The organism is Glycomyces sp. TRM65418, assembly GCF_019710475.1.
Classification (GTDB): Bacteria; Actinomycetota; Actinomycetes; order Mycobacteriales; family Micromonosporaceae; genus Glycomyces.
In genome coordinates, this window is the sequence record NZ_JAJFAX010000007.1 from 163,365 (window position 1) to 188,904 (window position 25,540).

The following is a 25,540-nucleotide window of genomic DNA, read 5'->3' on the forward strand; positions in this document are numbered from 1 at the left end:
CGCCGCGCCGCCTTGAGCTGCGCCTGCAGTTCGCCGTAGCTCGATTCGACCACGTCGGCGAGCACCACGTCGAGGTCCCAGTCGGCGTACTGGTCCCAGGCGCCCCTGAAGACGCCCCAGCCCGGGCCGCTCGTGTCGATCGCGAAGTCGGGACTGGCGGCGAGCACGACCCCCTGGGCCTGCTCGGTGTCGATGGTCGCCCATCGCCCGTCGGCGAAGCGGAAGGTGTACTCGCCGAACGTCCTCGTGTCGACCTCGTCGAGCGCCCCGAACGCGGGGTGCTCGATCGCCTCGACCGTGGCCCGGCGGAAGTCGTCCTCCGCGTCCTCCTCGCACACCAGCTCGTCCTCGAAACACAGGTCGTAACCCGGCTTGAGCGCGACCTCGGGCCCGCAGAACCGGAAGACCGACCGCTCGCCGATCTCCAGCGAGCGGTCCGTGTTGTACCACCAGATCCGCCACAGCGCACGCATCCGGCTCACGTCCGCGGCACCCGGCGGTGTGCGACCGGAGCCGCCGAGGCTACGTCCACCGGAAATACCATGCCTTCGATCTGATCATGTGCTCGGCGAGGTCCTCCAACGTGGGCACGCCTGAGTCGAGCAGGTCGGGGCAGTACGCGTAGGCCTCGCCCGCGATCGCCAGGGCCTCCTCGGCGCTGGGCGGATGCGGGACGTACAGCTCGATCACGTCGTAGGTCATGGCGACCAGCTCGGCCTCGAAGCGCCGGTGCCAGCTGCGGAGGACGGCCGCGTGCTCGGCGCCGTACAGCTCCCAGTTCGTCGAGCCCTTCCACGGGAACATGGCCGGGATCTTCCAGCCCGCGTCGGTGGCGACGAGGCCGAGGATGCCGTGCGGCTCCTGCGGAGTGGCGAAGTCGGAGTCGCCGCGGCGGGACAGGATCGGGACGCCGCGGGCGGGCTCGCCCGCCTCGGAGCCCTTGTCGTGCAGCAGCTCGGCGGGGTCGATGTCCTCCGCGCGGGCGAGCTCGTCGTCGCCTTCGTGGATGATCGCCTCGCCGTTGTCGCGCCACTCCTCGGGCGCCCCCAGGAGCACGGGCATCCAGCCGGTCTCCTCGGCGGCCTGGCGGATGTCGAGCCACCAGCGCAGGGCCTCGGAGGCGCGGACGCCGAAGGCCCACATGGCGGTGTCGCCGCGGCGCACGAGCTGGTGCATCTTGGGGACGGCGAGACCGGCGGCGCGCAGGTCGGCGCGGGGCGACCCGGCGATGTCGAGGGACTCGTCGTCCTCCATGCGCGGCATCATCTCGTCGCGGCCGGTGGTCGGCGGACGGGGCGGCTCGGGCTTGTCCAGTGTGAGCAGTTCGCGGCGGGGCCGCTCGGGCACGAAGATCGCGGACTGCGGTGCGGGTTCGCCGAGCATCGGCTCGTCGGCTTCGGGCGCGGCGAGTCCGGGCCCGTCGTCGCCGGGATCGATCTCGGCGTCGATCTCGGCCTCGGCTTCGTTCTCGGCCTCGTCCGGCCGGTCGTCGGGATCGGGCACTGCCGTGAGGACCGTGCCTGCGGGCTCGTCTTCGGGCTCCGGGCCGAGCGCGGGCACGAGTCTGAGGCCGCCGGTCACTGGCGCCTGGGTCGCGATGCTGTCCTCCTCCTCAGCGTCCGGCGAGGGGCCCGGGCTGTTCTCGGGGGCGGCATCGTCAAGGGCGCCAGAGGAGGCGACCGATTCGGGCGCGGCCTCGGGCTCGGAGGCAGGTTCGAGTTGGGCGGCGGGATCTGGCACTGAATCAGGTGTGTCCCGGCGCCCCAACAGACGCTGGAGGAGTCCCACAATGAACCATGATGCCCTGTCTCCCCCGGATGCGCCACGCCCACCCCCGGATCCGTCCACAACTTTCGCGCGCGCTCATTCGTCGACGACCAAAGCAGGAGAGGGCGCACGGCATGGCGGCGGACCGCCGAGGGAGCGGCGGCGCGCGGCCCGGTGCGCAGTGCCGCTCGGCCTACCGCCGCCGGCGGCGGCGTCCTTTGCCGAAGAGGAGGCCGAAGAAGAAGGCGCAGGTCATGATGATGACCAGGATGGCCAGGAGTTTGAACAGGATGCCCATGAGCGCTCCTATGCTCTCGTAGGGACGCGCATCATTTCACCTTGGTCAGTTCGGGACGCTTGGGGTCCACGGTGTCGCCGCTGGACTTGCCGGTGAGGCGGCGCTTGACCCAGGGGGCCAGGTGCTTGCCGGCCCACTGGACGCCGTTCACCTCGCGCCGCACCCGCGCCAGGCTCGGCAGGGGCTCGGTCCAGGCGGGGTCGGGAGCGACGCCGAGCTCGGTGCACACGTTGTAGGCGACGCGCTGGTGCCCGTACGTGTTGAGGTGCAGGCGGTCCTCCGACCACAGCCTCGGGTCGTCGAAGGCGCGGTCCTCCCACAGGTCCACGAGGATCGCCTTGTGCCGCTTGGCGACGCGTTTGTACGCCTCGTTGGTGGCGATGAAGCGCCTGCGCAGCACCGCGATGCCGGGTATGTGCGGCGTGACGTCGGCGCAGGTGAAGAGGATGACCTCGGCGCCGGAGGCCTTGAGGAGCCGGACGACTTCGTGCGCGCGGGTCGAGAGCTGCACGGGGTTGAAGCCCGGGCGCAGCGCGTCGTTGGCGCCCGCGGCGAAGGAGACGAGGTCGGGGGCCTGCTTGATCGCGGGGACGACCTGTTCGTCGACGATGCGGTCGAAGAGCCGCCCGCGGATGGCGAGGTTGGCGTAGGCGAAGGCGGGCCACTCCTCGGCGGCGCGGAGGGCGAACAGGTCGGCCCAGCCTCGGTACCAGGTGCCGCCCGGGTCCGGGTCGCCGACTCCTTCGGTGAAACTGTCGCCGATGGCCACGAAACTCGAGTACTCCGCCGCCATTGCCCCCCACCTCCGTATTCGCCGTGCCGCCGTGGTCAGCCGCGCGGTCGTGACCGCGTAGGCGCTGACCATCGTGCCTCACGTAGATAACGATCGGATTTCGATCAGGTGGCGAGCACGGCCACAGGCGTCCAGGGCGGTCGGCGACGCCCAGGGGCCGAAGGCGAAACACCTTCGGCCCCTTGGGTTTTCACACGAACGCGAACGGAGGGTCCGGGCAGATCGGACCCCCTTGGGACTCCAATTGCAACCCTGTGTCGGAGGTCCGACAGTGGTCCGCGGTCGGATCCGGCTACGCGTGCTCGGGATGCACGACGACTTCGCCGGCGGGCACGTCGAACGTCGCCGCGGCGGTCTTGACCTTGGCGTCCTCGCCCGTGTGGTTGATGCAGAACAGCCAACTGCGGCCGTCCTCGTGGGCGCGGCGCACGACCTCGACGCCGACCGGGGCCTCGGCCACCGGCGACACGCCCGCGTCCGCGGCCGCGGCGGCCACGATCCGGTCGAGCGTGGCGGCGTCGGGGAACGTGGTCAGATAGTGCGCGGTCCCCTCGCCGAAGCGGTTGACCAGCCAGGCCGGCGTCGCCGTCGCGAGTTCGGCGTTCGCTCCGGTCCGAGGGGCGGTGGACGACGGGAGGACATAGGTGTCCCGGACCTCGGCGCCGGTGGACTCGGCCGCCTCGCTCCAGACCGTCCCGGTGCCGCCCGAGGCCAGCTCCACCGTCGCGTCGATGAGCGGGTGGAACTCCTCGGTGCGCACGCCGAGCACGTCGCGGATCGCGCCGGGGTAGCCGCCGAGGTAGACCGTGTCGGTCTCGTCGGCGATCCCCGAGTACGGCGTCACCAGCACGGTGCCGCCGCCGTTCACGAACTGGCGCAGGTTCTCCGCGGCCCGGCGCGACATGAGGTAGATCGCGGGGACGACCACGAGCCGGTACTTCGAGAGGTCGCCTTCGGGCTCGGCGACGTCGGCGGTGATCCCGGCGCGCCACAGGGCCGCGTAGTAGTCGTTGAACACGGCCTGCGCTTCGACGTCGGTGGTCGGGCGCGCCTCGTGCTCCTGGGCCCACCGGTTCGGGAAGTCCCACAGGATCGCGGCGTCGGCGCTCACCGTGGAGCCTTCGAGCTCGGCGAGGTCGCCGAGGCGCGCGCCCAGTTCGCAGACCTCGCGCCAGATCTTGGAGTCGGTGCCCGCGTGCGGGACCATCCCCGAGTGCCACTTCTCGGCGCCCTGCTTCGAGGCGCGCCATTGGAAGAACATGATCGCGTCCGCGCCGCGCGCGAAGTGCGCGAGCGAGTTGCGGAGCATCTCGCGCGGCGCCTTGGCGCGGTTGCGGCCCTGCCAGTTCACCGCGGAGGTGGAGTGCTCCATGAGGATCCACGGCTTGCCGCCGCCGAGCGAGCGCGCGTAGTCGGCGGCGAAGGCGAGGTTGACGTGGGCGTCCTCGCCGACGAGGTAGTGGTCGGTCGAGACGACGTCGACGGCCTCGGCGAACTCCCACAGGTCGATGTCGGGGTGCGAGCCGGTCATGAAGTTCGTGGTCAACGGCTTGTCCGAGTGCTTGCGGATGATCTCGGCCTCGGCCCGGTAGTTCTGCAGGAGCCGCCAGGACGAGTAGCGCTTCCAGTCGAGGACCTGGCCCGGGTTCGGGATGGTCGGCGTCGGGAGCGGCGCGTACACCTGGTCCCAGGAGGAGTAGGCCTGCGACCAGAACGCGGTCCCCCAGGCGGCGTTGAGCCCGTCGAGGTCGCCGTAGCGCTCGCGCAGCCAGACGCGGAACTTCGCGGTCGCGGCCTTGGAGTGGGAGCGCGCGTTGTGGCAGCCGTACTCGTTGTGGATATGCCAGAGGGCGAGGGCGGGGTGGCCGGCGTAGCGGCGGGCGATCTGCTCGGTGATCGCGAGGGCCTTGGCGAGGTAGACGTCCGAGGAGGGGTCGAAGCCCTGCCGGGAGCCGTGCGTGAGCTGGCGGCCCTCGGCGTCGACCATGACCGCTTCGGGGTAGGTCGCGGCGAACCACGGCGGCGGGGAGGCGGTGGGCGTGGCCAGGCAGGCATCGACGCCGTTGGCGGCGAGGAGGTCGAGGACCTCGTCGAACCACGCGAACTCGTAGCGGCCCTCTTCGGGCTCCAACAGGGCCCAGGAGAAGATGCCGACGCTGACGCGGTTGACGCCCGCCTCGCGCATGAGGCGCATGTCCTCGGCCCAGGTCTCGCGGGCCCACTGCTCGGGGTTGTAGTCACCGCCATAGACGATGGCCATGGGGGAGCTCCTTCGCTCGGAGAGGATGGGGTGCGCCCCCAAGGCTACGGCAAGCGGTTGCTCGCATCAAGCCACCCGACCAGCTTTTTCACACCCTTGCATAAAGTGGCGACGGCGGCGAAACGCCACAACGCCGCCCAATGGGACCCAGAGGAACCGAGCCCGCCGTCGCGCCCGCCCACGAGCGCGGCGGGACGCCCGCCTCATGCCCGCGACACGGTCGCGTACCCCTATGCCAGGGTGGTCGGCGGGGGTCGGCGAACGTCTGTTTCGCAGGCCGACGCCCGGAGACGCCCGGATCCCTACGCCGCCGCGTACCAGCCGGCCGCGCCCGGTTCGACCCACCACGTGCGCTTGCGGCGCAGCTCGGCCACGAGGCCGTCCTGGATGAACGTCACCGAGTCGGCCGGGTGCACCGCCACGGCCCGCCCCCGGGCCCGGCGCACCTCGATGCGCACCTGCTTCCGGAAGCGGCCCACGGTCACCGGCACCGCCACCGCCACGTCGATCTTCCCGTCCGCCGGGTCGGGCTCGGCGAGCACCATGTCGTCCGCGGCCGCATAACCGTCGGCGTTCGCGACCACGCACGCGAGGAGGTGCTCGCTGCCGTCCGCGAGCACCACGTCGTCGAGGTTGACCACCCCGCGCCACGGCCGGTCCCCGCCGCCCAGGCGCACGCCGTCGATGGCGATCCCGCCGCCGTCGTGGCGCATGAGGTCGGTCCGCCGCACCGACCCCTCGGCCACGGCCGCGGCGACCTCCGCCGGCTTCTCGGGCAGGCCCAGGCGCGTGACGATCCCGGGCACGCCGCTCAGCGGCAGCACCGCCAGCGCGGGCAGGTCCGGGATCGTGCGCGAGTCCGGCAGGCCCTCGGGGCGCTTGCCCGCGGCGGGGACCGCGTGCCGCACGAAGCGGGCCACGACGGCGTTGACCTGCTCGTCCGTGTCCGCGGCGAGCACGATCCGCTCGTCCGGGTCCTCGAGGACGGTGTCGACCTCTTCGGGCTTCGAGGCCTCGGCGGTGCGCACGACCGCGCCCCGCGCCTTGAGCTCGTCCACCAGGTGCAGCGCCTGGGTGCGCGGCCCGGTGTTCGAGCAGTTCGACTCCACGAGTGTCAACACGACGACCTTCACAGTCGTCACCTTACGGTGTGACGGGGGCCCGATTCATAGTGCTCAGGCCTGGTGAGACCCGGCTTGGTCGACTGCAAGTAGGCTTACGAAGTAATCGGGTGATCAACTTCCCGGGAGGATGGGCAGATGCCAGCGATCGCGGTCGTCGGAACGCAGTGGGGCGACGAAGGCAAGGGCAAGGTCACCGACCTGCTCGGCGCCGAGATGGACTACGTCGTGCGCTATCAGGGCGGCAACAACGCCGGGCACACGGTCGTGACCCCTGACGGCACGAAGTACGCCATCCACCTGGTGCCCGTGGGCATCCTGACCCCGGGCGTGGTCCCGGTCATCGCCAACGGCGTGGTCGTGGACCCGAAGTTCCTCCTGGCGGAGCTCGACGAGCTGACCGCCGGCGGCGTGGACGTCTCGAACCTGAAGCTCTCGGCGGACGCGCACCTCATCATGCCCCACCACCGGGCCCTCGACCGCGTGGTCGAGCGCTACCTGGGCGGGGCCCGCATCGGCACGACCGGGCGGGGCATCGGCCCGGCGTACGCCGACAAGGTGGCCCGCCAGGGCATTCGCGTGCAGGACCTGCTCGACCCGAAGATCCTCTCCCAGAAGCTGGAGCAGATCCTCCGCGAGAAGAACCAGATCCTCGTGAAGGTCTACAACCGCAAGGCGATCGACCCGGCGGCCGTGGTCGAGGAGTACCTGGGGTACGCCGAGCGGCTGAAGCCGTACATCGCGGACACGCGCCTGATCCTGAACAAGGCGCTCGACGAGGGCAAGAACGTGCTCCTCGAAGGCGCGCAGGCGACGATGCTCGACGTGGACCACGGCACCTACCCGTTCGTGACCTCCTCGAACCCGACGACGGGCGGCGCGTGCGTCGGCACGGGCATCGCGCCGAACAAGATCACGACCTCGATCGGCATCATCAAGGCCTACACGACCCGCGTCGGCTCGGGCCCGTTCCCGACGGAGCTGTTCGACGAGTTCGGGGAGTTCCTGCTCAAGAAGGGCGGCGAGTACGGCGTCACGACGGGCCGCCGCCGCCGCTGCGGCTGGTTCGACGCGGTGCTGGGCCGGTACGCGGTGCGGGTCAACGGGATCACGGACCTGTTCGTGACGAAGCTCGACGTGCTCTCGGAGCTGGAGCGGGTGCCGATCTGCGTGGCGTACGAAGTGGACGGTCAGCGCGTCGAGGAGATGCCGATGACGCAGACCGACGTGCACCACGCGAAGCCGATCTACGAGTACCACGACGGCTGGTTCGAGGACATCTCCGGCTGCCGCAAGTTCGACGAGCTGCCGGTGAACGCGCAGACGTACATCGAGCGCCTGGAGGAGCTCTGCGGCGCCCAGGTGAGCGTCGTCGGCGTCGGCCCGGGCCGCGACGAGAACATCATCCGCCACGGGATGATCTAGCGACACGAGCGAAGCGAGGGGCGCCGGAAGGCGCCCCTCGCTTCGTCTCCGGACATCGACGGGTCGGCGGGGAAGCCGACTCGGGGCCGCTTCGCGAGACTTGGAGGGCCTTTCGCGAGGGGCCCGTCGTGGTTCACCGCCCGTAGAGCGGGTTCGCTCCCGGCGGGCGTTCGTCTTCCGCTACCGGGCCGGGCGGGGTGCCGTCGCCGAAGGGGCTGCCGCCCAGGCGTTCGCGGCCGTGGTCGTCGAGCCAGGGCTCCAGGGCCGGGCCGGCCGGGACGATCCGGGTCGGGTTGACGTCCTCGTGCACCACGTAGTAGTGGCGCTTGATCTGGTCGAAGTCCACCGTGTCCCCGAAGCCGGGGGTCTGGAACAGGTCGCGCGCGTAGCCCCACAGGTTCGGCATCTCGGTGAGCTTGTTGCGGTTGCACTTGAAGTGGCCGTGGTAGACCGCGTCGAACCGCAGGAGCGTGGTGAACAGCCGGATGTCGGCCTCGGTGATGTGGTCGCCCATGAGGTAGCGGCGGTCGGCCAACCGCTCCTCCAGCCAGTCGAGCGCGTCGAAGAGCCGCCGGTACGAGCGCTCGTAGGCCCGCTGCGAGCCGGCGAACCCGGCCTTGTACACGCCGTTGTTGACGTCCTTGAAGACCCGGTCGATCACCGGGAGCATCTCGTCGACCAACTCGTCCGGGATCAGGTTCGGCGCGCCTTCGCGGTGGTGCGCGGCCCACTGGGTGGAGAAGTCGAAGGTCAGCTGCGGGTAGTTGTTGGTGACCACCCCGCCGGATGGAACGTCCACGAGGGCCGGGACGGTGATGCCGCGCGGGTAGTCGGGGAAGCGCTTGAAGTAGTGCTCCTGGAGCCGTTCGGTGCCGAGCACCGGGTCGCGGCCGTCGGGATCGAGGTCGAACGTCCAGGAGCGGACGTCGTGCACGGGTCCCGGCGTGGCGAGCGAGATGACGCCTTCGAGGCCGAGCAGGCGGCGGATGATGATCGACCGGTGCGCCCAGGGGCAGGCCCGCGCGGCCACGAGCCGGTACCGGCCGGGCTCGACCGGCCAGGCCTCCGCGCCCTCGGTGAGGCCGGCCGTCCTCGGGTCGCCGATCTTGGAGGACGCCTCGACCGGCGCGGCGCGCGCGGCCTCGACGTCGGCCACGACGCGGTCCTCGATGTAGTTGGTGTCCCTGGTGAACTCGCCGCCGGTGACGTAGGCGCCCTTGGTGGAATGCTCGGTCCCCGCGGCCCGGCCCGGTTCGCCGGCCCCGCCCTGCTCCGCTCGGTTCTCTGCCATGGCCTCAGCCTACGCACTGCACGCATTGCGGCGCTACGGAAAGTGCCGTGCCCCCGATGCGGGGCCGTCACGGGCGGCGCGGACCGGTTCCGGACGTCGTTCGGCCGCCCGTCACTTCCGGTCGATCGGCGCTCCGGCGCTCAGACGGGCGGCGTCGGCCGCCGCGAGGCCCGCCATGTGGCCCTCGTAGTCGGTGATCCGGGTGGACCGCCCGGCCTTCACGCGGGGGAACAGCTCCTCGGTCTTGACGTCGACGCGCTCGTCGCGCTGCCGCATCACCGGCACCAGATCGGTGCCGGTCTCCTCGGACACCTCCCGTTCGGTGTCGGCGGCCGACGCGCGCAGCCGCTCGCCGATCCGCCACGCGAACGAGGCCAGGAACGACTGCCGGAACGAGCGGGTCTGCGAGTTCCCCGCCTTCGCGGCGATCGAGCCCGCGCGGGTCATCGCGGCGGTGGCCTGCACCAGCAGCGAGTTGTACAGCAGCTCGACCGAGCGCAGGTCGTCCCGGTCGCCGATGAGCGTGGTGAAGCCCCCGGCCGGCCAGTACACCGGCCGGCAGTGGTTGGCGTCGGCGATCTGCGCGAGCAGCTCCGCCTTCGGCTTCTCGTACGGCCGCTCGACGACTACCCGCAGGGCCTCCGGCTCGCGCTTGCCCTGCCCGGTCCGCGCCAGCAGCGCCTCGTTGAGGCTGTGCCGGGCGATCAGCTGCTGCGCCTTCGCGGTGAACGCCTCGGCCTCCGCGTCCGAGTCGGTCGACTCGGCCTTGGCCAGGAGGGCCCGGATCTTCTCGTACACGCGGGAGGACTCGGCCCCGCCGAAGCCGTGGACGATCTCCAGGCTGCCGGGCAGCGGCTCCACCCGCGGGATCCGGGGGAGGCCGTCGAGGTGCTCGAGCGCTTCGAGCAGCGCCGCCCACCAGACGATCCGGTCCCAGCGGCCGAGGTCGGCGCACGCGTCGGCGACGTTCGGGGCCTCGACGTGCTCGGCGAGTTCTTCGCGCTGGACGATCCAGCGGTCGCTCAGCTGCGTCTCGGCGTACTGCGCCAGCTGGCCGCGCATCAGGACCGCCCCGGCCCGGACCGCTTCGGCGCCGAGCGACTTGCGGAAGGCGCTCATCACTTCCCGCGGCATCCAGCCCTGCTGCCACGCGAGGTGGACCGCGTCGTCACCGAGCGCGGTGAACGCCCCGGCGAGGAGGCCCGGCCAGCCTTCGTCGCTCGACGTCTCCTCCAGGTGCGAGGCGGCGTCGACCCAGTCCAGCCGCTCGTACTGGCCCTGCTGGAGGATCGCGAGCACCGCGTACCGGGCGCGGGCGTCGGGCGGCAGGCCTTCGAGGTCGTAGTGCGGCGCGGCGATCCGGCTCGTGCCCGATCCGGACTTCCGCCGCCGGTTGCCTTTGCTCACTGATCCCCCGATCGCTCCCGCGCCCGAAGGTCGTCGGCCGCCGCGGCGTCCAACACTACGAGGCTCGCGTGCCCGCCGCTCATCGAGGAACGAACGGCCGGGCTACGGCGAGCCGAACCGTTCGCGGTAGTGGACCGCGGCCTCCACGGTCGTGAGGAAGTCCTTGAGGAGGAGTCCGAGGCGGTCGCGCTGGGCGGGGTCGGCCAGGCGGCCGTCGGCGTCGAAGGCGTCACCGGCCTCGGCCAGCGTGAACATGGTCGGGTGCAGCCGCATCCCGTTGCCCTCCAAGGGGACGCGCAGGGCGATCAGCCCGCGGTGGCCGCCGACGGCGCCGGTGGAGGCGGACATGAGCAGGCCGTCGACGCCCTTGGTCGGCCAGGGCTTGATGCGCGAGACCCAGTCGAGGAGGTTCTTCAGCGCGCCCGGCATCGAGTAGTTGTACTCCGGGGAGACGATGACCACACCGTCGTGCCGCGCCAGGTCGGCGGCGAGGCGGCGGGCGCCGTCGGGGACGCCTTCGGTCGCTTCGAGGTCGCCTCGGTAGAGCGGCACGGGGTAGTCGTCGAGGTCGGCCAGGTGCGCCTCGGCGCCCGCGGCGGCGAGTCGGTCGGCCGTCGCTTGAGCGAGACGGCGGTTGAGCGAGCCGGTCCGGGTGGAGGCGCACAGCACCAGGAGGCGCAGCGGCGGGGGCGTCGTCATGGGGGTCCCCATTCGTGGAATTGACGTGTCAACTTCAGATTAACGTCCATGAGTTGACATGTCAACTCATGGGTAGAGTGGGCCCATGACCGAACCGCGATGGCTCACCGACGACGAGATGCGCGCCTGGCTCGCGTACCGGCGCATGCGCAATCTGCTCGACCTCCAGATCAACCGGGACCTGGCGGCCGACGCCGGACTCTCCGAGCAGGACTACGACGTGCTCTCGACGCTCTCCGAGCTGCCCGAACCGCAGCTCAGGGTCGGCGAGCTCAGCGACAGGCTGGGATGGTCGCGCAGTCGGCTCTCACATCACATGGCGCGCATGGAGCGGCGCGGCCTGGTGATCCGCGAGGACTACCCGGGCGCGGGTCGCGGCGCCGTCGTCAAGCTGACCGAAACGGGCGCGCGCGCCGTCCGGGAGGCCGCCCCGGGCCATGTGGCCTCGGTGCGCCGCCACCTGATCGACCGGCTGAGCGCCGAGGAGATCCGGGTCCTGGGGGACATCGGCGAGAAGGTCTTGAAGCCCCTGGCGGACGGATCCTCGGACGACGCCTGAAACTCCTCGCGTCCCCAAAAGTGAGGGCGATTCGTTGTTTGTACTGATTCCGACACGTTGCGCCCGATCGAGCGTAGGGTCGAGGTATGTGGACCGTTCTATGGATTCTGATCATCGCCTGGGTGCTGCTGTCGATCCTCGGCTTCGTCATCGAGGGCCTGCTGTGGTTGACCGCCATCGGCGTCGTGCTCTTCATCGGCACCATCGTCTTCGGACTCATCAGGCAGAAGGCCGGCCGCAACTCGGGCTGATCGCCGTCTCCGACCGGCGCGGCTCGACCGCCGATCGGAGGCCGACCTCACCGGCGGAGCGGACGACCCGGGACCGGTGAGGCGGTCAAGCCCGCCCGGAAACCGCGACCGCCCGATCGGCTCCCCCGCGCGGGGGAGCCGATCGGCGCTGCCGGGTGAGGCGCGCGCCGGGACCTCGCGGGCAGGATCGTCGGCATGGAATCAACGACCAAGGCCGTCTGGGCCGGTGCGGCCTCGCTCGCCCCCTACGCCGCGATGAAGACCTACTGGGCCTTCGGCGGGACCGCCGGCAAACCGGCCGGTTCGCTCGCCGATCAGCTGCGCGAGAACGGAGCGCCCGCATCGGTGGTGTGGCTGGAGGAGCACGGCGTCGACTTCACCGTGCTGGCCGCGCTCGCGGGGGTCCTCTTGCTGGTGGCGCTGGCTCGGACGAGGGGCGCGTGGCTGCCGCGATGGTGCCTGCTCGTGCCGGGATGGGCGGGCGCGCTGCTGCTCACGCCGTACGGATTGGCGACCATGATCGCCGTCCCGTTCGGATTCACGGTGGGCGACGCCGAGGGCTGGTCGTGGTGGGTCGGCCTCGTCGGCGGCCTCGCGTTCGCCGGGCTGGGCCTCGCGCTTGGCGTCTGCAGCCGCGCGTATCAGCGCCGCACCCGCCGGGTACCGAGCGCGGCCATCGCGTAGCCCGTAAGCCTGCCGCAGGAGCACCGCCCGACCGCGGCTGCCGACCGGCGCCACCCGATCGGCCTTCCTTGCCGCGCGTCGGCGACCATGCGCGCCGCAGCAGGGGCGTTGCTGCTCGCGTCCCGGCCGCAGGCACGCCCAGGGCCCGTCCTTCCTGTGCCGGTGGCCACTTCGGGTTGCATCCGGTACCCGGGTACCGGTTTACGGTGGATTCCGGCCCAGCCGTCCACCCCTGCGAGGAGCCCCTGCCATGACCGCATCGCCGATCACCGAAGCGACCGAAGCCGGCGAACCGGACGGGCGCGAACGGCTCGCGCTGCCGGGCACCGCCGGTGATCCGGCGGCGGAACACGGCCTGGCGTGGGTGCCGGCCGACGCGTGCGAGCTGCCCACCGCGGAGCGGCCGCTGCGCCTCGCCGAGTTCGAGGATCTGTTCGCCACCGCCGTCACCGGCCTCGACCGTCCCGCGCCGACCCGCCTGCGCATGGCGCTGTCCCCCGACCCGGCCGCGGCCGCAAGGGCCGCCGAGCTGGCCGTGCGCGAGACCGGCTGCTGCGGGTTCTTCGCCTTCGCCCTCACGGCCGTCGAGCACACCCTCACGCTGGAGGTGTCGGTGCCCCAGGGCAGGACCGAGGTGCTCGACGGCCTGGCCGCTCAGGCCGAGACCGCCAGGGCGGCGGCATGAACGCGAACGGGGACGACCGGCTGCGCCCCGGGCAGGTCGCCGAGGCGGTCGGGATCGGCCGGGAGACGCTGCGCTATTACGAGCGGCGCGGATTGCTGTCCGCAGTGGAGCGGACTCTCGGCGGCCACCGGCTGTATTCGACCGAGACCGTGAACCGACTGCGGGTGATCAGGGCCGCCCAGCGGCTCGGGTTCACGCTGGACGAGATCGCGGACCTGACCGACCCCCACCGGCGTCGACGCGGCCCCGGCGGCGGCCTCCAAGCCGGCGCCCGCGCCAAGCTCGCGCAGATCGAGGAGCGCATCGCCGGCCTCGAAGCCGTCGCCGAGCTGCTGCGAGGAGCCGTGACCGCCGGATGCGACGACCCCGAGACCTGCGCGACCACCCCGGAATGCCCGCTGCCGTTCCCCGCAGCGCGGCCCTGACCGGGACCGGGCTGCTAGGGTCGCGCCCGTGGACACAGCCCGCTCCGTCTTCCTGTTCGTCCTGGCCGCCATCGCCGAGATCGGCGGCGCCTGGCTGGTCTGGCAGGGCGTGCGGGAACATCGCGGCATCCTCTGGATCGCCGCCGGGATCATGGCCCTGGGCGCCTACGGCTTCGTCGCCACGTTCCAGCCCGACCCGAACTTCGGGCGCATCCTCGCCGCATACGGCGGGATCTTCGTCGCCGGGTCCTTGGCCTGGGGCATGATCGTCGACGGTTTCCGCCCCGACCGATGGGATGTGATCGGGGCGGCCATCTGCCTGCTCGGGGTCGCCGTCATCATGTACGCCCCTCGCACCTGAAGTCTGCTCAGACGTGCAAGGTGGGCCGGTAGACGAGCTCTTGAGTGCGTCCGTCGAGCGTCCGGTGCTCGATCAGCTCGAGGTCGAAGTCGGCCGCGCCTTGGAAGATCGGCTCCAGTCCGGTCTGACCGGTGATCACGGGGAAGAGCGTCACCTGGACGCGGTCGACCAGACCGGCGGCCATCAGCGCCCGGTTCATCGAGAGGCTGCCGTGCGAGCGCAGCGGGACGTCGGACTCCTCCTTGAGCCGGGCGACGACTTCGACGGCGTCGCCGCTGACGAGCGTGGCGTCGGGCCAGTCGAGAGGCCCTTCGAGGGTCGTGGACACCACGGTGGTCGGCAGGTGCCGCATCCGGGTGACCCACGGATCGCGGACGTCGGACTCCTCGGTGCTGGAGGCGAGCATCTGCTCGAACGCCCGGAACGTGTTGGCGCCGAGCACCAGCCGCTGTTCCCGGCCGTACACCTCGAGACGGTGGTCGAGCAGCTCGGGACCCTGCTTGCCCCAGTAGCCGCTCCAGTTGCCGCTGACGGAGCCGAAGCCGTCGAGACTGGTGAAGACGTCGAACGTGTAGGGAACGGTCATGATGTGCTCCTCGAGTGCGGTGGATCGTCTACCAGTACCGACTGAGCAGCTCGATGGAATTCATCGACAGGAGGACATGAAAAGCGGGCCGTCGGCCCCGCCGCCTCACCACCGCTCGAAGGGCCGCATGAGTCGCCGCGGAGGACGCACTGATCCGCTCGCTCGCGATGCCCTGTCTCCTGCAAGCGAACATGGTTGTCGCTCTGCACCCTCACGGATAGGTTGCAGTCATGGCGAAGGCGATGGTCAATGGCGTCAGGATCAGTTACGAGGCGGCCGGCGACGGCCCGGCGGTCATGTTGATCCACGGCGGTCTGCTCGACAAGCGTGCGTGGGACCACCAGTTCGCGGACCTTGCGACCGGCCACCGGGTCGTCCGCCATGACTGGCGCGGCTATGGCGAGTCCGAGAGCGGCACCGGCGAGTTCGCGCACCACGAGGACCTGCTCGCGCTCATGGACGAGCTGCGGATCGAGCGGGCGACGCTGGTCGGGAACTCGATGGGCGGCGGCCATGCCGTCGAGACCGCCTTGGCGGCACCGGACCGCGTCGAGCGGCTGGTGCTGGTGTCGTCCGGGCTCGTCGGGCATGTCTGGCCGACGACGTTCATCGATCAAGCGGTCGCCCGCGTCCACAGCACCGTCCCGGCCGAGCGGCTGGAACGCTATCGCGTCGGCGCCGGGGCCGAGGTCGCCGAACTCGAAACCGACCTCGACGTGTTCGTCGAGGCCCACCTCCGCTGGATGATCGCCGGACCCGATCGAACCGAGCGGGACCTGCCGGCGGAGGTCTGGACCCGTGCGGTGGCGATGTTCCGGGGCTACCTGCGGCGCGCCTGGACCGAGCCCGCCCCCGTCGAGCGGCAACCGGAGTCGCCCGCCGATGAACGCCTCCGTGAGATCGAAGTGCCCGCCTTGGTGGTCAACGGCTTGGCCGACGTGCCCGAGATCCAGGCGGTGTCCGACCTGCTCACCGACCCCGAGCACGGCATCCCGGGCGCGCAGCGCTTCGACATGCCCGACACCGGGCACGCCCCGCACCTGGAGCGGCCCGCCGAGTTCACCACCGCACTCCGGGGGTTCCTCGGCAGCGTCGCGGCTTGAGGGAGCCTCCCTCGGCTCGCGCAGGCGGGCCTCGACCACTGGGCCTCGCGCAAAAGCGGCTTCCTGCCCGCTTGCACCGGGCAGGAAGCCTTCGCCAACGGAAGAACGGACCTTCCAGATGGCATCCACCAGGCTACTTGGGAGGCCCGACAGCGGACAAGACGTCCGCACCGGGCTCGTAGGCCTCCCGTACTCGGGGCCCAGTGGTGCTCTCCACCGCCGGGCTTTCGTCTTTCGGCGGAGCCGACCCATCGGCGGTCATCCGGTCGCGAGCGCCAGCAGCCGCCGGACCCGAAGTCGTTGCAAAAGCGTCCCGATCGCATGCACTGAGGGGTACCGTTCGGCCACCCACAGCCGTTATAGTGCGCATTGGACGCTGTTCGCGCCGATTCGCCCCTTAGGAGCGGCTATGAGGACAATGACGACCTGCATGGCGGCCTCGATGCTGCTGCTCGCCGTATCTGCTTGCAGCCCAGAGGAATCCGAGGAAGGCGACGGTTCGATCGTCTTCTGGACCCCGTACACCACGCCGGAGCGGATCGCGATCCAGCAACCGGTGATCGACGCGTTCACCGAGGCCACCGGCATCGAAGTCGAGATGGTGCCGCTCGAACCCCAGCAGGCCGGGCAGACGCTCGTCACCTCGGCCGCGTCGGGCGACGTGCCCGACGTCATCGCGCACAGCCCGTCGAGCACCGCCGCCTGGGCGGCCCAAGGACTGCTCGACGACGAAGCGCCGCAGGAGATCGTCGACAGCCTGGGCGAGGACACCTTCAGCCGGGCCGCGCTCGACATGGTGACCATCGACGGCGCCCTGCACGCCGTCCCCTCCGACGGGTGGGGCCACACGATCGCCTACCGCACCGACCTGTTCGAGGACGCCGGGCTCGAGCCGCCCCGGTCGGTGGCCGACCTCGTCGCCGCGGCCGAGACGCTGCAGGCGGACGGCATGGCGGGCATCGCCATCGGGACCACGCCCGGTGACGTCTACACGCAGGAGGGCATCGAGTCGATGCTGCTCCCCTTCGGATGCCGGCTCGCCGTGGACGGCGAGGTCGCCATCGACTCGCCCGAGTGCGTGGACGGCCTCGCCCACTACCAGCGGCTCGCCGACGCGGCCGGGTCGGCGCAGATGAACGTCGACGCCGCACGGGCCGCGTACCTCTCCGGGTCGGCCGCCATGCTGCTGTTCTCCTCGCACATCGTCGACGAGATCGCCGGACTCGACGTCGACAACCCGGTGAGCTGCCCGGAATGCGCGGACGATCCCCGGTACCTCGCCGAGAACACCGCGTTCCTGACCACGTTCACCGGCAACGGCACCGAGGAGCCCGTGGAGTACGGGCAGACGACGAACTACGGGATTCCGACCGGCGCGAACGTGGAGGACGCGAAGTCCTTCATCGAGTTCATGCTGTCAGAGGGCTATGTGGACAATCTCGCCTCGGCGACCGAGGGCCGCATCCCGGTCCGGCCGGGCCCGGAGGCGGGCTCGACCGAGTACCTGGACGCGTGGTCGGAGCTGCGGTTCGGCAACGACGACTCGCAGGACCTGTCGATCGCGGAGGTCTACGGGCCTGAGCTGGTCGACCGGCTCGCGGCCGGGGCCGAGGAGTTCACGCGCTGGGGCTGGGGGACCGACGACGCCGAGCTGGCGGGGATCGTGTTCTCGCAGACGATCCTCGCGACCGAGGCCGAGGCGCTGTTCGACGGCGCCCCGCCGGCGGAGGTCGCGGCGTCGATGGCCGAGGCCGTGGAAGCGGCGCAGCAGGACCTGGGCTGATGACCGCAGGCTCGCCGGGGAGCGGCGGCAAGGCCGACGAGGCGGACGGTCCGCCCCTTTCGGACAGCGACCGCCAAGCGATGTCGGACCCCCGTGGCACCGTTGAAACCGGGGGGCCTTCCCCGACGCACCCGAGCGCTGTCGGCGTGCCCGCCGCCAGGGCCGCCCGCGCCGCCACGGCCACCGCGGTCCGGCCCGACCCCGATTCCGGTCCCGGCCCGTCGAAGCCGCACCGCCGCAAACCGCTGACGCTCTCGCGCCGCGAGGACCTGCACGGCCGCGTCCTCGTGAGCCCCACCGTGCTCGTGGTGCTCCTGTTCGCGGTGCTGCCCTTCCTGGCGGTCGTCCTCTTCGCGTTCCTCGACGTGCGCCTGGTCGACATCCCGCGCCTCTACATCGACAACCTCGAGTTCACCGGCGACAACGTCACCGGCGTCTGGAATTCGCCGCGGTTCTGGTCCGCCGCCTGGACCACCGTCGTCTACGCCGCCGCCTCCTCGGCCGGGGCCGTCCTCGTCGGGCTCGCCGTGGCCCTGGCCCTGCGCCGGCCGTTCCCCGGGCGCGGGATCATCCGCGCGCTCGTGCTCATCCCCTACGTCCTCCCGGTCGTCGCCGCCACCACGATCTGGAAGACCCTCCTCAACCCCGGCTACGGCCTGGTCAACGCCGTCGGCGTCGAGTGGCTCGGCTGGGCCGAGCCGATCGCGTTCCTCACCACGACCAGCCGCGACGTCGGGCCGTTCGAGGTCCCGGTCGCGCTGCTCTGCGTCATCGCGTTCGAGGTGTGGAAGACCAGCCCGCTCGCGTTCCTGTTCATCACGGCCCGGCTCCAGGTGGCGCCCGACGACATCGAGGAGGCGGCCGAGATCGACGGCGCCGGGAAGGTCCGCGTCTTCTGGCACCTGCTGCTGCCCCAGCTCGCGGGCGTGATGGCGCTGCTCGCGGTCCTGCGGTTCCTGTGGTCCTTCCAGAACTTCAACGACATCTACCTGCTCACCGGCGGCTCCGGCGGCACCGAGGTGCTCGCGGTGCGCGTCTACACGGAGCTGGTGGTGCGCGCGAACATCGGCACGGCGAGCGCGACGGGCCTGCTCATGACCGGGATGCTCCTGGCCGTGGTCGCCGTCTACGCGTGGATGATCAAGCGGGAGCAGGCATGAGCGCCACCGACTCGAAACGCCGCCGCACCCGCCGCAGCGCCGAGGACCGCGTGCTCGGGGTCCTCCGCTTCGTCGTCATCACCGTCGCGGTGATCGTGACCGCCGGTCCGCTCCTCTACGGCTTCCTGCTCTCGATCCGCCCGTTCCAGTCCGTCGTCGCCGAGCCGCTGCAGCTCTTCCCCTCGCCCGGTGAGATCACCTTCGACTCCTATCCGACCGCCATGGCCGAGTACGGCCTCGGCGGGAACATGTGGAACTCGGTCCAGGTCGCCGTCGCGACGGCCGCGCTCGCGATCGCATTCAGCGTCCTCGGCGCGTACGCGGCCGTGCGGCTGCGGTTCTTCGGGCGCAACGCCGTGAACGTCGTGTTCCTCGGGGTCTACCTCCTGCCCGGGATCGTCCTCGCCGTGCCGCTGTTCGTGCTGCTCAACCGGGTCGGGCTCGCCGGGTCGCTCGTGGGCCTCGTGCTCGTGTACGTGGCGCAGACCGTGCCGGTCGCGCTCTACATGCTCCGCACCTACATGATGGCCGTGCCGTCCTCAGTGGAGGAGGCGGCGATGATCGACGGGTGCGGGCGGCTCGCGCTCATCCGCCGCGTCGTGCTGCCGCTCGCGCTGCCCGGCGTGGCGGCCACCGCCCTCTACGTGTTCATGATCGCCTGGAACGAATACCTGTTCGCGCTGCTGTTCCTCGTCGCCGACCGGGACCGGTGGACGATCTCGCTCGGGATCGCGCAGCTCACCGAGTTCTCGGTGCCGACCACCGTGCTCATGGCCGGGTCGATCGCGATCACCGTGCCGGTGGTCGCGGGGTTCTTCCTGGCGCAGCGGCTGCTCGTCACCGGGCTCACGTCCGGCGCGGAGAAAGGGTGAACCGCATGGTGGTCCGACTGGGCATCCTCGGCGCCGGGGCGCGCGGCTCCGACACGTACGCGCGCTGGGCGGCCGAGCACCCCGACCGGGCGCAGGTCGCGGCCGTGGCCGATCCGCTGCCGCACCGCCGCGAGCGGCTCGCCGAGGCCGGGGGCGTCGCGAAGGAGCACCGCTACCCCGACTGGCGCGACCTCATCGCCGACGCCGACGTGATCGGGCTGGACGCCGTCGTGATCGCCCTGCCCGACCTGATCCACGTCCCGGCCGCCTTGGCCGCCATCGACGCCGGCGTGCCGATCCTGCTGGAGAAGCCCGCCGCGACCGCGCCGGAGGACCTCGAAGGGCTCGCCGCGGCCGCCCGGGCGCACGGGGCGCGGATCTGGATCGGGCACGTGATGCGCTACCAGCCGTTCTGGCGCACGATCCGCCGCATCGTCGACTCGGGGGCGATCGGGCGGCTCGTCACCATGCGCGTCGAGGAGAACATCGGGTTCTGGCATTTCGCGCACTCCTACGTGCGCGGCAACTGGCGCAGCCTCGCCGCCTCCAGCCCGATGGTGCTCGCCAAGACCTGCCACGACCTCGACGTGATCCGCTGGTTCGCCGGGGAGGCCCCGAGTTCGATCGCGAGCAACGGCAGCCTGACGCACTTCCGTCCCGAGCACGCCCCCGAAGGCGCGCCGGAACGCTGCCTCGACGGGTGCCCGGCCGCCGAGTCGTGCCCGTTCTACGCGCCGCGCTACTACGTCGACGCCCTCGCTGACGTCGACGGCTGGCCCGTCGCGCTCCTCGGCGACGACCTCACCCCCCAGGGCCGGACGGCGGCGCTGCGGCGCGGGCCGTACGGGCGGTGCGTGTACCGCTCGGACAACGACGTCGTGGACCACCAGCAGACCGTCGTCGACTTCCCCAGCGGCCTGTCGGCGACCCTCTCGACCTCCGCGTTCACCGGCCAGAACACGCGGACCGTGCGGCTGACCTGCACCCGCGGGGAGATCGCCGGGAACCTGCGCACCGGCGTCGTGGAGGCCGACCTGTTCTCGCCGACCGCGGCGCTGCCGGAACTGCCCGAGGCGCGCGTGACGCGGCGTTTCACACGCCCGCCGATGGGGCACAGTGTCACGGAGATGCGCGCGGGACCGGTGACCGCCGAGGGCGAGCCCGACCACCGGGGGCACTCGGGCGGCGACGCGGCGCTCATCGACGCGTTCGTCACCGCGCTCGCCGAGACCCGTCCGGGCGGCGACCGCGGCGCGACCGACCTGGAGGCCTCATTGGACAGCCACCGGATGGCGTTCGCGGCCGAGCGGTCGCGGATCGAAGGGCGCACCGTCCATTGGGGCGCGTGAACCGCAAGCGTTGGGAGAGTGCATGAGCTGGTGGCGGGACGCGGCGATCTATCAGGTCTACCTGCGCAGCTTCACGGACGGCGACGGTGACGGGCTCGGCGACCTCCGCGGTCTCGAATCGCGGCTGCCCTACCTGCGGGACCTGGGCGTGGACGCCCTGTGGCTCAGCCCCTGGTACCGCTCGCCGATGGCCGACGGCGGCTACGACGTGACCGACTACCGGGCGATCGACCCGGCCTTCGGCACGCTCCAGGACGCCGAGCGGCTCATCGGCGCCGCGCATCAGCACGGCCTGAAGGTCATCGTGGACATCGTCCCGAACCACACCTCCGACCAGCACGTGTGGTTCCAGGAGGCGCTGCGGGCCGGGCCCGGATCGCCCGAGCGCGAGCGCTACCACTTCCGGGACGAGCCGAACAACTGGCTGTCGCGGTTCGGCGGCCCGGCCTGGTCGCAGGTGGCGGACGGGCAGTGGTACCTGCACCTGTTCGACGCCTCCCAGCCGGACCTGAACTGGGAGCACCCGGAGGTGCGCGCCGAGTTCGTCTCGATCCTGCGGTTCTGGCTCGACCGGGGCGTGGACGGCTTCCGCATCGACGTGGCGGCGCGCCTGGTGAAGGAGGCGGGACTGCCCGACAAGCCCGGCCAGGTCGGGCCCGTCACCTCCTTCGAGGACACCGGGCCCGGGCCGGACAAGGACCGGCCCGAGGTCCACGACATCTACCGCGACTGGCGGCGGATGCTCGACGGGTACGGCGGCGACCGGGTCTTCATCGGCGAGATCTGGCTCGACGACCCCGAGCGGTTCGCCCGCTACCTGCGGCCGGACGAGCTGCACACGGCGTTCAACTTCGCGTTCCTCAAGTGCCCGTGGGAGGCCGGGGAACTGCGGGCGGTGATCGACCGGACCCTCGCGACGCACGCGCGGGTCGGCGCGCCGCCGAGCTGGGTGCTCTCCAACCACGACGTCACGCGGCACGTGACCCGGTACGGGCGCGAGGACACCCGCTTCGTGAAGCGGATCCGCGACGTGGAGGCCCCCACGGACCTCGACCTGGGGCGGCGGCGCGCCCGGGCGGCGGTCCTGCTGGACATGGCGCTGCCGGGCGGCGTCTACGTGTACCAAGGCGAGGAGCTCGGGCTGCCGGAGGTGTTCGACCTGCCCGACGAGGCGCGGCAGGACCCGGTCTTCGCGCGGACCGGCGGGGCCGACCCGGGCCGGGACGGCTGCCGCGTGCCGCTGCCGTGGAGCGGCGACGCGCCGCCGTTCGGGTTCGGCGCGAACGGGTCGTGGCTGCCGCAGCCGCCGGAGTGGCACGAGCTGACGGCGGACCGGCAGGCCGTGGACCCGGCGTCGATGCTGTCGCTGTACCGGATGGCGCTGCGGATCAGGCGGGAGGAGCCGGCGCTCGGCGACGGCGGGATGCGCTGGCTGGAGAGCGAGGCGGGCGTGCTGGCGTTCGAGCGCGAGCCGGGGTTCGCATGCGTGGTGAACCTGTCGGACCATCCGGTGGCGCTCCCGGCGGGCGCGCCGATGCTCGCCAGCGCCGCGCTGGTCGAGACGGCGGCCGGGGAGGGCAAGCTGCCCCCGGACGCGGCGGTGTGGCTGCGCACGAGCGGCTGAACGCTCCGAGGCGCTCGCAGTGCGAGGCGCGGCGGGGGCCGGGGTGCAGCGGAGCCGAGCGGGCTCCCCCGGTGAGGCCGCTCAGGGGCGGCGCGGCGGCGAGCCGGACTGAGTCGGGCTCGCGCGGTCCGTGGCGCGCGGCGCGGGACCGAGCGGAACGCTCGCCGGCGGGCGCGAGCGGGCAGTGCGGTGGCGGGCCGTTCGGCCGCAGGCCCTCACGGTCCGTGGCGCGTGTCGCCGACCCTCGCTACAGTTGCGGATCGGGAGGTGAACCGTGCGCAGAAGCTCGGAATGGATCGTCATCGAGCGCAGTTCACCCACCCGTCGGATCTCGTCCCTGGTCCTCTACTCCCTCGCGTGCGCCGCGCTCGTCGGCGCGCTCTACGCGCTCGTCCGCACCGAGCCGGGCACCCTCGACTCCGGCGAGCCCAACCCCGTGGCCGCGCTCCCCTGGTTCTTCATGGTCATGGGCCTGCTCGGCGCGACCGCGTTCCTCGTGCCGCTCGTGCGCCCGCCGAAGCTCATGGTCAACCACTTCGGGCTGCGCGTGCGCCCCGGCTTCGGCAAGAGCCTGCTCATCCCCTGGAGCAACGTCGAGGAGCTCGCCGCGATCCACGTCGGCTCCCGCCGCCGCGGGACCTCGTACCTGCTCTTCGCCGCCGACGTGTACCTCGGGCGCGGCGGCTCCGACCGGCCCGGGTTCATCGGCCGCTCGGTGCTGCGCGAGGCCAACCGCGCCACCGAGGGCCTGGTCGCCGGGTTCGACCTCGCCGTGCGCTGCAAGGACTTCGCGACCGAGCCGCAGCAGCTCCTGGCGCGCCTGGCCTCCTACGCGCCGGGCCACGTCCAGGTCGTCGACCGGCTCTGAGGCCCCGTCCGGGGCGCGCGCCGCCGGCGGAACCTCGGTCCCGCCGTCCGCTCCACGCACATCAGGCGCCCCGCGGATCGACCTCACCTGGCGGGATGCGCGGCTCGCCCCAAATGCCGGTCCCTGCCGCGGCCCGGTGATCCGTACACTGGAGTCGACCCGACCGCTCCACCCCTGAGCGAGAGGTCGCATCAACCGCCCGGCATCGAGCGCCGGCGGTCCATCCAGCATTGGGGGTACCCGTGGGGTCGATCCCGGACGAGGGCCTGCGCGCGACGCTGGCCACCATGGCACCAGGCACCGCGCTGCGCGACGGCCTGGAGCGCATCCTGCGGGGCCGCACCGGCGCGCTCATCGTCATCGGCTGCGACAGCCAGGTCGAGGAGCTCTGCACCGGCGGCTTCGAGCTCGACATCGAGTTCTCCGCGACCCGCCTGCGCGAACTGTGCAAGATGGACGGGGCGGTGGTGCTCACCACGGACGGCTCCCGGATCGTCCGCGCGGGCGTCCACCTCATGCCCGACCCGTCGATCCACTCCAACGAGTCGGGCACCAGGCACCGCACCGCCGAGCGCGTCGCGATCCAGACCGGCCTGCCGGTCATCTCCGTGAGCCAGTCGATGCACACCATCGGCCTCTACATGGGGTACGTGCACCACCTGCTCGAACCGCCGACGCAGATCCTCTCGCGCGCCAATCAGGCCCTCGCGACGCTCGAGCGCTACAAGCAGCGCCTCGACGAGGTCGCCGGGACGCTCTCCAGCCTGGAGATCGAGGACCTCGTGACCGTGCGCGACGCGGTGACCGTCCTCCAGCGGCTCGAGATGGCGCGCCACATCGCCGACGAGGTCGAAGGCCACGTCATCGAGCTCGGCACCGACGGGCGGCTCCTCGCGCTGCAGCTCGACGAGCTCATGGCCGGGGTGGACGCCGATCGCGAGCTCATCGTGCGCGACTACCTGCCCGACGGGGCCGACTACCGCAAGGCGCTGCAGAAGGTGGACGACATGGGTTCGCCCGAACTGCTCGACCTGACCGCGGTCGCGCGGTCGCTGGGCTACCCGAACTCCCCGGACGTGCTCGACCGGCGCGTCAGCCCTCGCGGCTACCGGATGCTCGCCAAGGTGCCCCGGCTGCCCGAGGCCGTGATCGAGCGGGTCGTGGAGCGGTTCGGGGCGCTGCCGGAGCTGCTGGGGGTGACGGTGGAGGCGCTGCAGAGCGTCGACGGGATCGGGCCCGGACGGGCCCAGACCATCCGCGAGTCGCTGACCCGGCTGGCCGAGGTCTCGATCCTCGACCGATACATCTGACACCGGCCCGGCGCGCCGCCGGCCGGCCGTGGACCGGTCCGACTGACGGGCCGGACGCTAGGTCAGGCGCAGCTTCGTCGGGGACGAGAGGGCCTCGCCCAGGCGGGCCCGCAGCTCGTACTCGCCCGCGGGAAGCTCCCGCCGCGCCCCCTGGCAGGCCTCGTCCGACGCCAGGCCGTCCACGGTGAACTCGACCGTCTGGCCCGCGCCGTCGCTCAGCTCGACCTCCTCGCCCTGCGGGGTCTCGCAGTGCGCGGTCGAGTAGACGACGTCCTCCCCGGCGGCCAGCTCGACGGCGACCTGGCGCAGATCGGCGGTGCACGGCGTGTCCGCACTGCTGGCGACCAGGACGCTCACCGGCACCTCCGAGCCCGAGCGCACCTCGTCGAACGCGGCGACCACCTGCAGCATGAGGTCCTCGGCCGGGCACGCGACGACCGGCGGGGCGGTCGAGGTCGGCACTTCGCTCGGCTCGGCCGCCGTGGGCGTCTCGGGGACGTACGGCCGCTGCAAGGTCGCCGAAGGCGAGGGCGTCCGCCACTGGTTCCGGGCGGCGTCGGCCTCGACCGAGGAGCCGTCATCGCCGCCGCCGAGCGCGCTGAGGCCCAGCACCACCGCGAGGACGAGCACGAGCACGGCCCCGGCCACGATCGCCCGCCGCTTCCAGTAGACCGACTCGGGCTCCGAACCCTTCACGAACTTGCCCTTGAAACCCTGCACGCCGGGACGCTAACGCAAGGTGACGGCATGAGAGCGGAATTACACGCGTCGCCGCCGACTCAGGAGCCCGAATTGTCGTACCGCGAGCGTCGCGCCCCGCCCACCCCGCTCGGCCGGTCGTCGGACCCGCACCGACAAT

24 protein-coding genes are annotated in these 25,540 nt (G+C 71.7%); 15 read left to right on the forward strand and 9 right to left on the reverse strand.

Features of this window, described 5'->3' with window-relative positions; translation table 11 throughout:
- Positions 1–522 precede the first annotated feature (522 nt).
- From K3N28_RS16595 to K3N28_RS16610, 4 genes are all read right to left on the reverse strand, one after another.
- The gene (locus K3N28_RS16595; RefSeq protein WP_228093693.1) at positions 523–1,740 is read right to left on the reverse strand and encodes a DUF4253 domain-containing protein; all 1,218 of its coding nucleotides are present in this window, start codon (positions 1,738–1,740) and stop codon (positions 523–525) included.
- A gap of 356 nt (positions 1,741–2,096) precedes the next feature.
- Complete coding sequence (locus K3N28_RS16600) at positions 2,097–2,858, reverse strand: SGNH/GDSL hydrolase family protein (protein WP_228093695.1); 762 nt, start codon at positions 2,856–2,858, stop codon at positions 2,097–2,099.
- A 292-nt stretch (positions 2,859–3,150) separates the two neighbouring features.
- A complete protein-coding gene (locus tag K3N28_RS16605; protein WP_228093697.1) occupies positions 3,151–5,118 on the reverse strand; it encodes a beta-galactosidase in 1,968 nt (655 codons plus the stop codon).
- Positions 5,119–5,420: 302 nt separating this feature from the next.
- Positions 5,421–6,251, reverse strand: coding sequence for a hypothetical protein (locus tag K3N28_RS16610; RefSeq protein WP_228093699.1), 831 nt, complete (start codon positions 6,249–6,251; stop codon positions 5,421–5,423).
- Positions 6,252–6,377: 126 nt separating this feature from the next.
- Between K3N28_RS16610 and K3N28_RS16615 the strand changes: the two genes are divergently transcribed.
- Positions 6,378–7,664, forward strand: coding sequence for an adenylosuccinate synthase (locus K3N28_RS16615; protein WP_228093701.1), 1,287 nt, complete (start codon positions 6,378–6,380; stop codon positions 7,662–7,664).
- Between the two features lie 133 nt (positions 7,665–7,797).
- Here K3N28_RS16615 and K3N28_RS16620 read toward each other — a convergent pair whose 3' ends face one another.
- The 3 genes from K3N28_RS16620 to K3N28_RS16630 all read right to left on the reverse strand — a co-directional run bounded on the left by K3N28_RS16620 (position 7,798) and on the right by K3N28_RS16630 (position 11,061).
- Entirely contained in the window at positions 7,798–8,955 is a 1,158-nt protein-coding gene (locus K3N28_RS16620) for a glutathione S-transferase family protein (protein ID WP_228093703.1), read from the reverse strand.
- Positions 8,956–9,066: 111 nt separating this feature from the next.
- Positions 9,067–10,362: a DUF2786 domain-containing protein gene (locus tag K3N28_RS16625; RefSeq protein ID WP_228093705.1), complete on the reverse strand. Its 1,296-nt coding sequence runs from the start codon at positions 10,360–10,362 to the stop codon at positions 9,067–9,069.
- A gap of 102 nt (positions 10,363–10,464) precedes the next feature.
- A complete protein-coding gene (locus K3N28_RS16630; RefSeq protein ID WP_228093707.1) occupies positions 10,465–11,061 on the reverse strand; it encodes an NADPH-dependent FMN reductase in 597 nt (198 codons plus the stop codon).
- 85 nt (positions 11,062–11,146) lie between these two features.
- Between K3N28_RS16630 and K3N28_RS16635 the strand changes: the two genes are divergently transcribed.
- The 6 genes from K3N28_RS16635 (at position 11,147) to K3N28_RS16660 (ending at position 14,026) form a co-directional block, all read left to right on the forward strand.
- On the forward strand, positions 11,147–11,620 hold the full coding sequence (locus K3N28_RS16635) for a MarR family winged helix-turn-helix transcriptional regulator (RefSeq protein WP_228093709.1): 474 nt from the start codon (positions 11,147–11,149) through the stop codon (positions 11,618–11,620).
- Between the two features lie 86 nt (positions 11,621–11,706).
- Positions 11,707–11,871, forward strand: coding sequence for a hypothetical protein (locus tag K3N28_RS16640; protein WP_228093711.1), 165 nt, complete (start codon positions 11,707–11,709; stop codon positions 11,869–11,871).
- A 195-nt stretch (positions 11,872–12,066) separates the two neighbouring features.
- The gene (locus K3N28_RS16645; protein ID WP_228093713.1) at positions 12,067–12,555 is read left to right on the forward strand and encodes a hypothetical protein; all 489 of its coding nucleotides are present in this window, start codon (positions 12,067–12,069) and stop codon (positions 12,553–12,555) included.
- A gap of 250 nt (positions 12,556–12,805) precedes the next feature.
- The gene (locus tag K3N28_RS16650) at positions 12,806–13,240 is read left to right on the forward strand and encodes a hypothetical protein (protein ID WP_228093715.1); all 435 of its coding nucleotides are present in this window, start codon (positions 12,806–12,808) and stop codon (positions 13,238–13,240) included.
- On the forward strand, positions 13,237–13,665 hold the full coding sequence (locus tag K3N28_RS16655; protein WP_228093717.1) for a MerR family transcriptional regulator: 429 nt from the start codon (positions 13,237–13,239) through the stop codon (positions 13,663–13,665). The genes K3N28_RS16650 and K3N28_RS16655 overlap by 4 nt, the downstream gene beginning before the upstream one ends.
- A 28-nt stretch (positions 13,666–13,693) precedes the next feature.
- Positions 13,694–14,026: a YnfA family protein gene (locus K3N28_RS16660; protein ID WP_228093719.1), complete on the forward strand. Its 333-nt coding sequence runs from the start codon at positions 13,694–13,696 to the stop codon at positions 14,024–14,026.
- A gap of 7 nt (positions 14,027–14,033) precedes the next feature.
- On the opposite strand, the gene K3N28_RS16665 is transcribed toward K3N28_RS16660, so the two are convergent.
- Positions 14,034–14,612, reverse strand: a complete 579-nt coding sequence (locus tag K3N28_RS16665; RefSeq protein WP_228093721.1) for a dihydrofolate reductase family protein — start codon at positions 14,610–14,612, stop codon at positions 14,034–14,036.
- 230 nt (positions 14,613–14,842) lie between these two features.
- On the opposite strand from K3N28_RS16665, the gene K3N28_RS16670 reads away from it, so the two are divergent.
- From K3N28_RS16670 to disA, 8 genes are all read left to right on the forward strand, one after another.
- Positions 14,843–15,715 carry an alpha/beta fold hydrolase gene (locus tag K3N28_RS16670; protein ID WP_228093722.1) on the forward strand — a complete coding sequence of 291 codons (873 nt, stop codon included), beginning with the start codon at positions 14,843–14,845 and terminating at the stop codon, positions 15,713–15,715.
- Positions 15,716–16,124: 409 nt separating this feature from the next.
- Positions 16,125–17,498 carry an ABC transporter substrate-binding protein gene (locus tag K3N28_RS16675; RefSeq protein WP_228093725.1) on the forward strand — a complete coding sequence of 458 codons (1,374 nt, stop codon included), beginning with the start codon at positions 16,125–16,127 and terminating at the stop codon, positions 17,496–17,498.
- 146 nt (positions 17,499–17,644) lie between these two features.
- Complete coding sequence (locus K3N28_RS16680) at positions 17,645–18,658, forward strand: carbohydrate ABC transporter permease (RefSeq protein WP_228093727.1); 1,014 nt, start codon at positions 17,645–17,647, stop codon at positions 18,656–18,658.
- Complete coding sequence (locus tag K3N28_RS16685; protein ID WP_228093729.1) at positions 18,655–19,530, forward strand: carbohydrate ABC transporter permease; 876 nt, start codon at positions 18,655–18,657, stop codon at positions 19,528–19,530. The genes K3N28_RS16680 and K3N28_RS16685 overlap by 4 nt, the downstream gene beginning before the upstream one ends.
- 5 nt (positions 19,531–19,535) lie before the next feature.
- Positions 19,536–20,879: a Gfo/Idh/MocA family protein gene (locus tag K3N28_RS16690; RefSeq protein ID WP_228093731.1), complete on the forward strand. Its 1,344-nt coding sequence runs from the start codon at positions 19,536–19,538 to the stop codon at positions 20,877–20,879.
- Positions 20,880–20,901: 22 nt separating this feature from the next.
- Positions 20,902–22,503, forward strand: coding sequence for a glycoside hydrolase family 13 protein (locus tag K3N28_RS16695; RefSeq protein ID WP_228093733.1), 1,602 nt, complete (start codon positions 20,902–20,904; stop codon positions 22,501–22,503).
- A gap of 274 nt (positions 22,504–22,777) precedes the next feature.
- Positions 22,778–23,371, forward strand: a complete 594-nt coding sequence (locus tag K3N28_RS16700; protein WP_228093734.1) for a hypothetical protein — start codon at positions 22,778–22,780, stop codon at positions 23,369–23,371.
- Between the two features lie 230 nt (positions 23,372–23,601).
- Positions 23,602–24,681, forward strand: a complete 1,080-nt coding sequence (disA, locus tag K3N28_RS16705; protein WP_374209804.1) for a DNA integrity scanning diadenylate cyclase DisA — start codon at positions 23,602–23,604, stop codon at positions 24,679–24,681.
- A gap of 57 nt (positions 24,682–24,738) precedes the next feature.
- Here the strand turns inward: disA and K3N28_RS16710 are convergent, their stop codons facing one another.
- Positions 24,739–25,401, reverse strand: a complete 663-nt coding sequence (locus K3N28_RS16710) for a hypothetical protein (protein ID WP_228093738.1) — start codon at positions 25,399–25,401, stop codon at positions 24,739–24,741.
- Between the last annotated feature and the right edge of the window lie 139 nt (positions 25,402–25,540).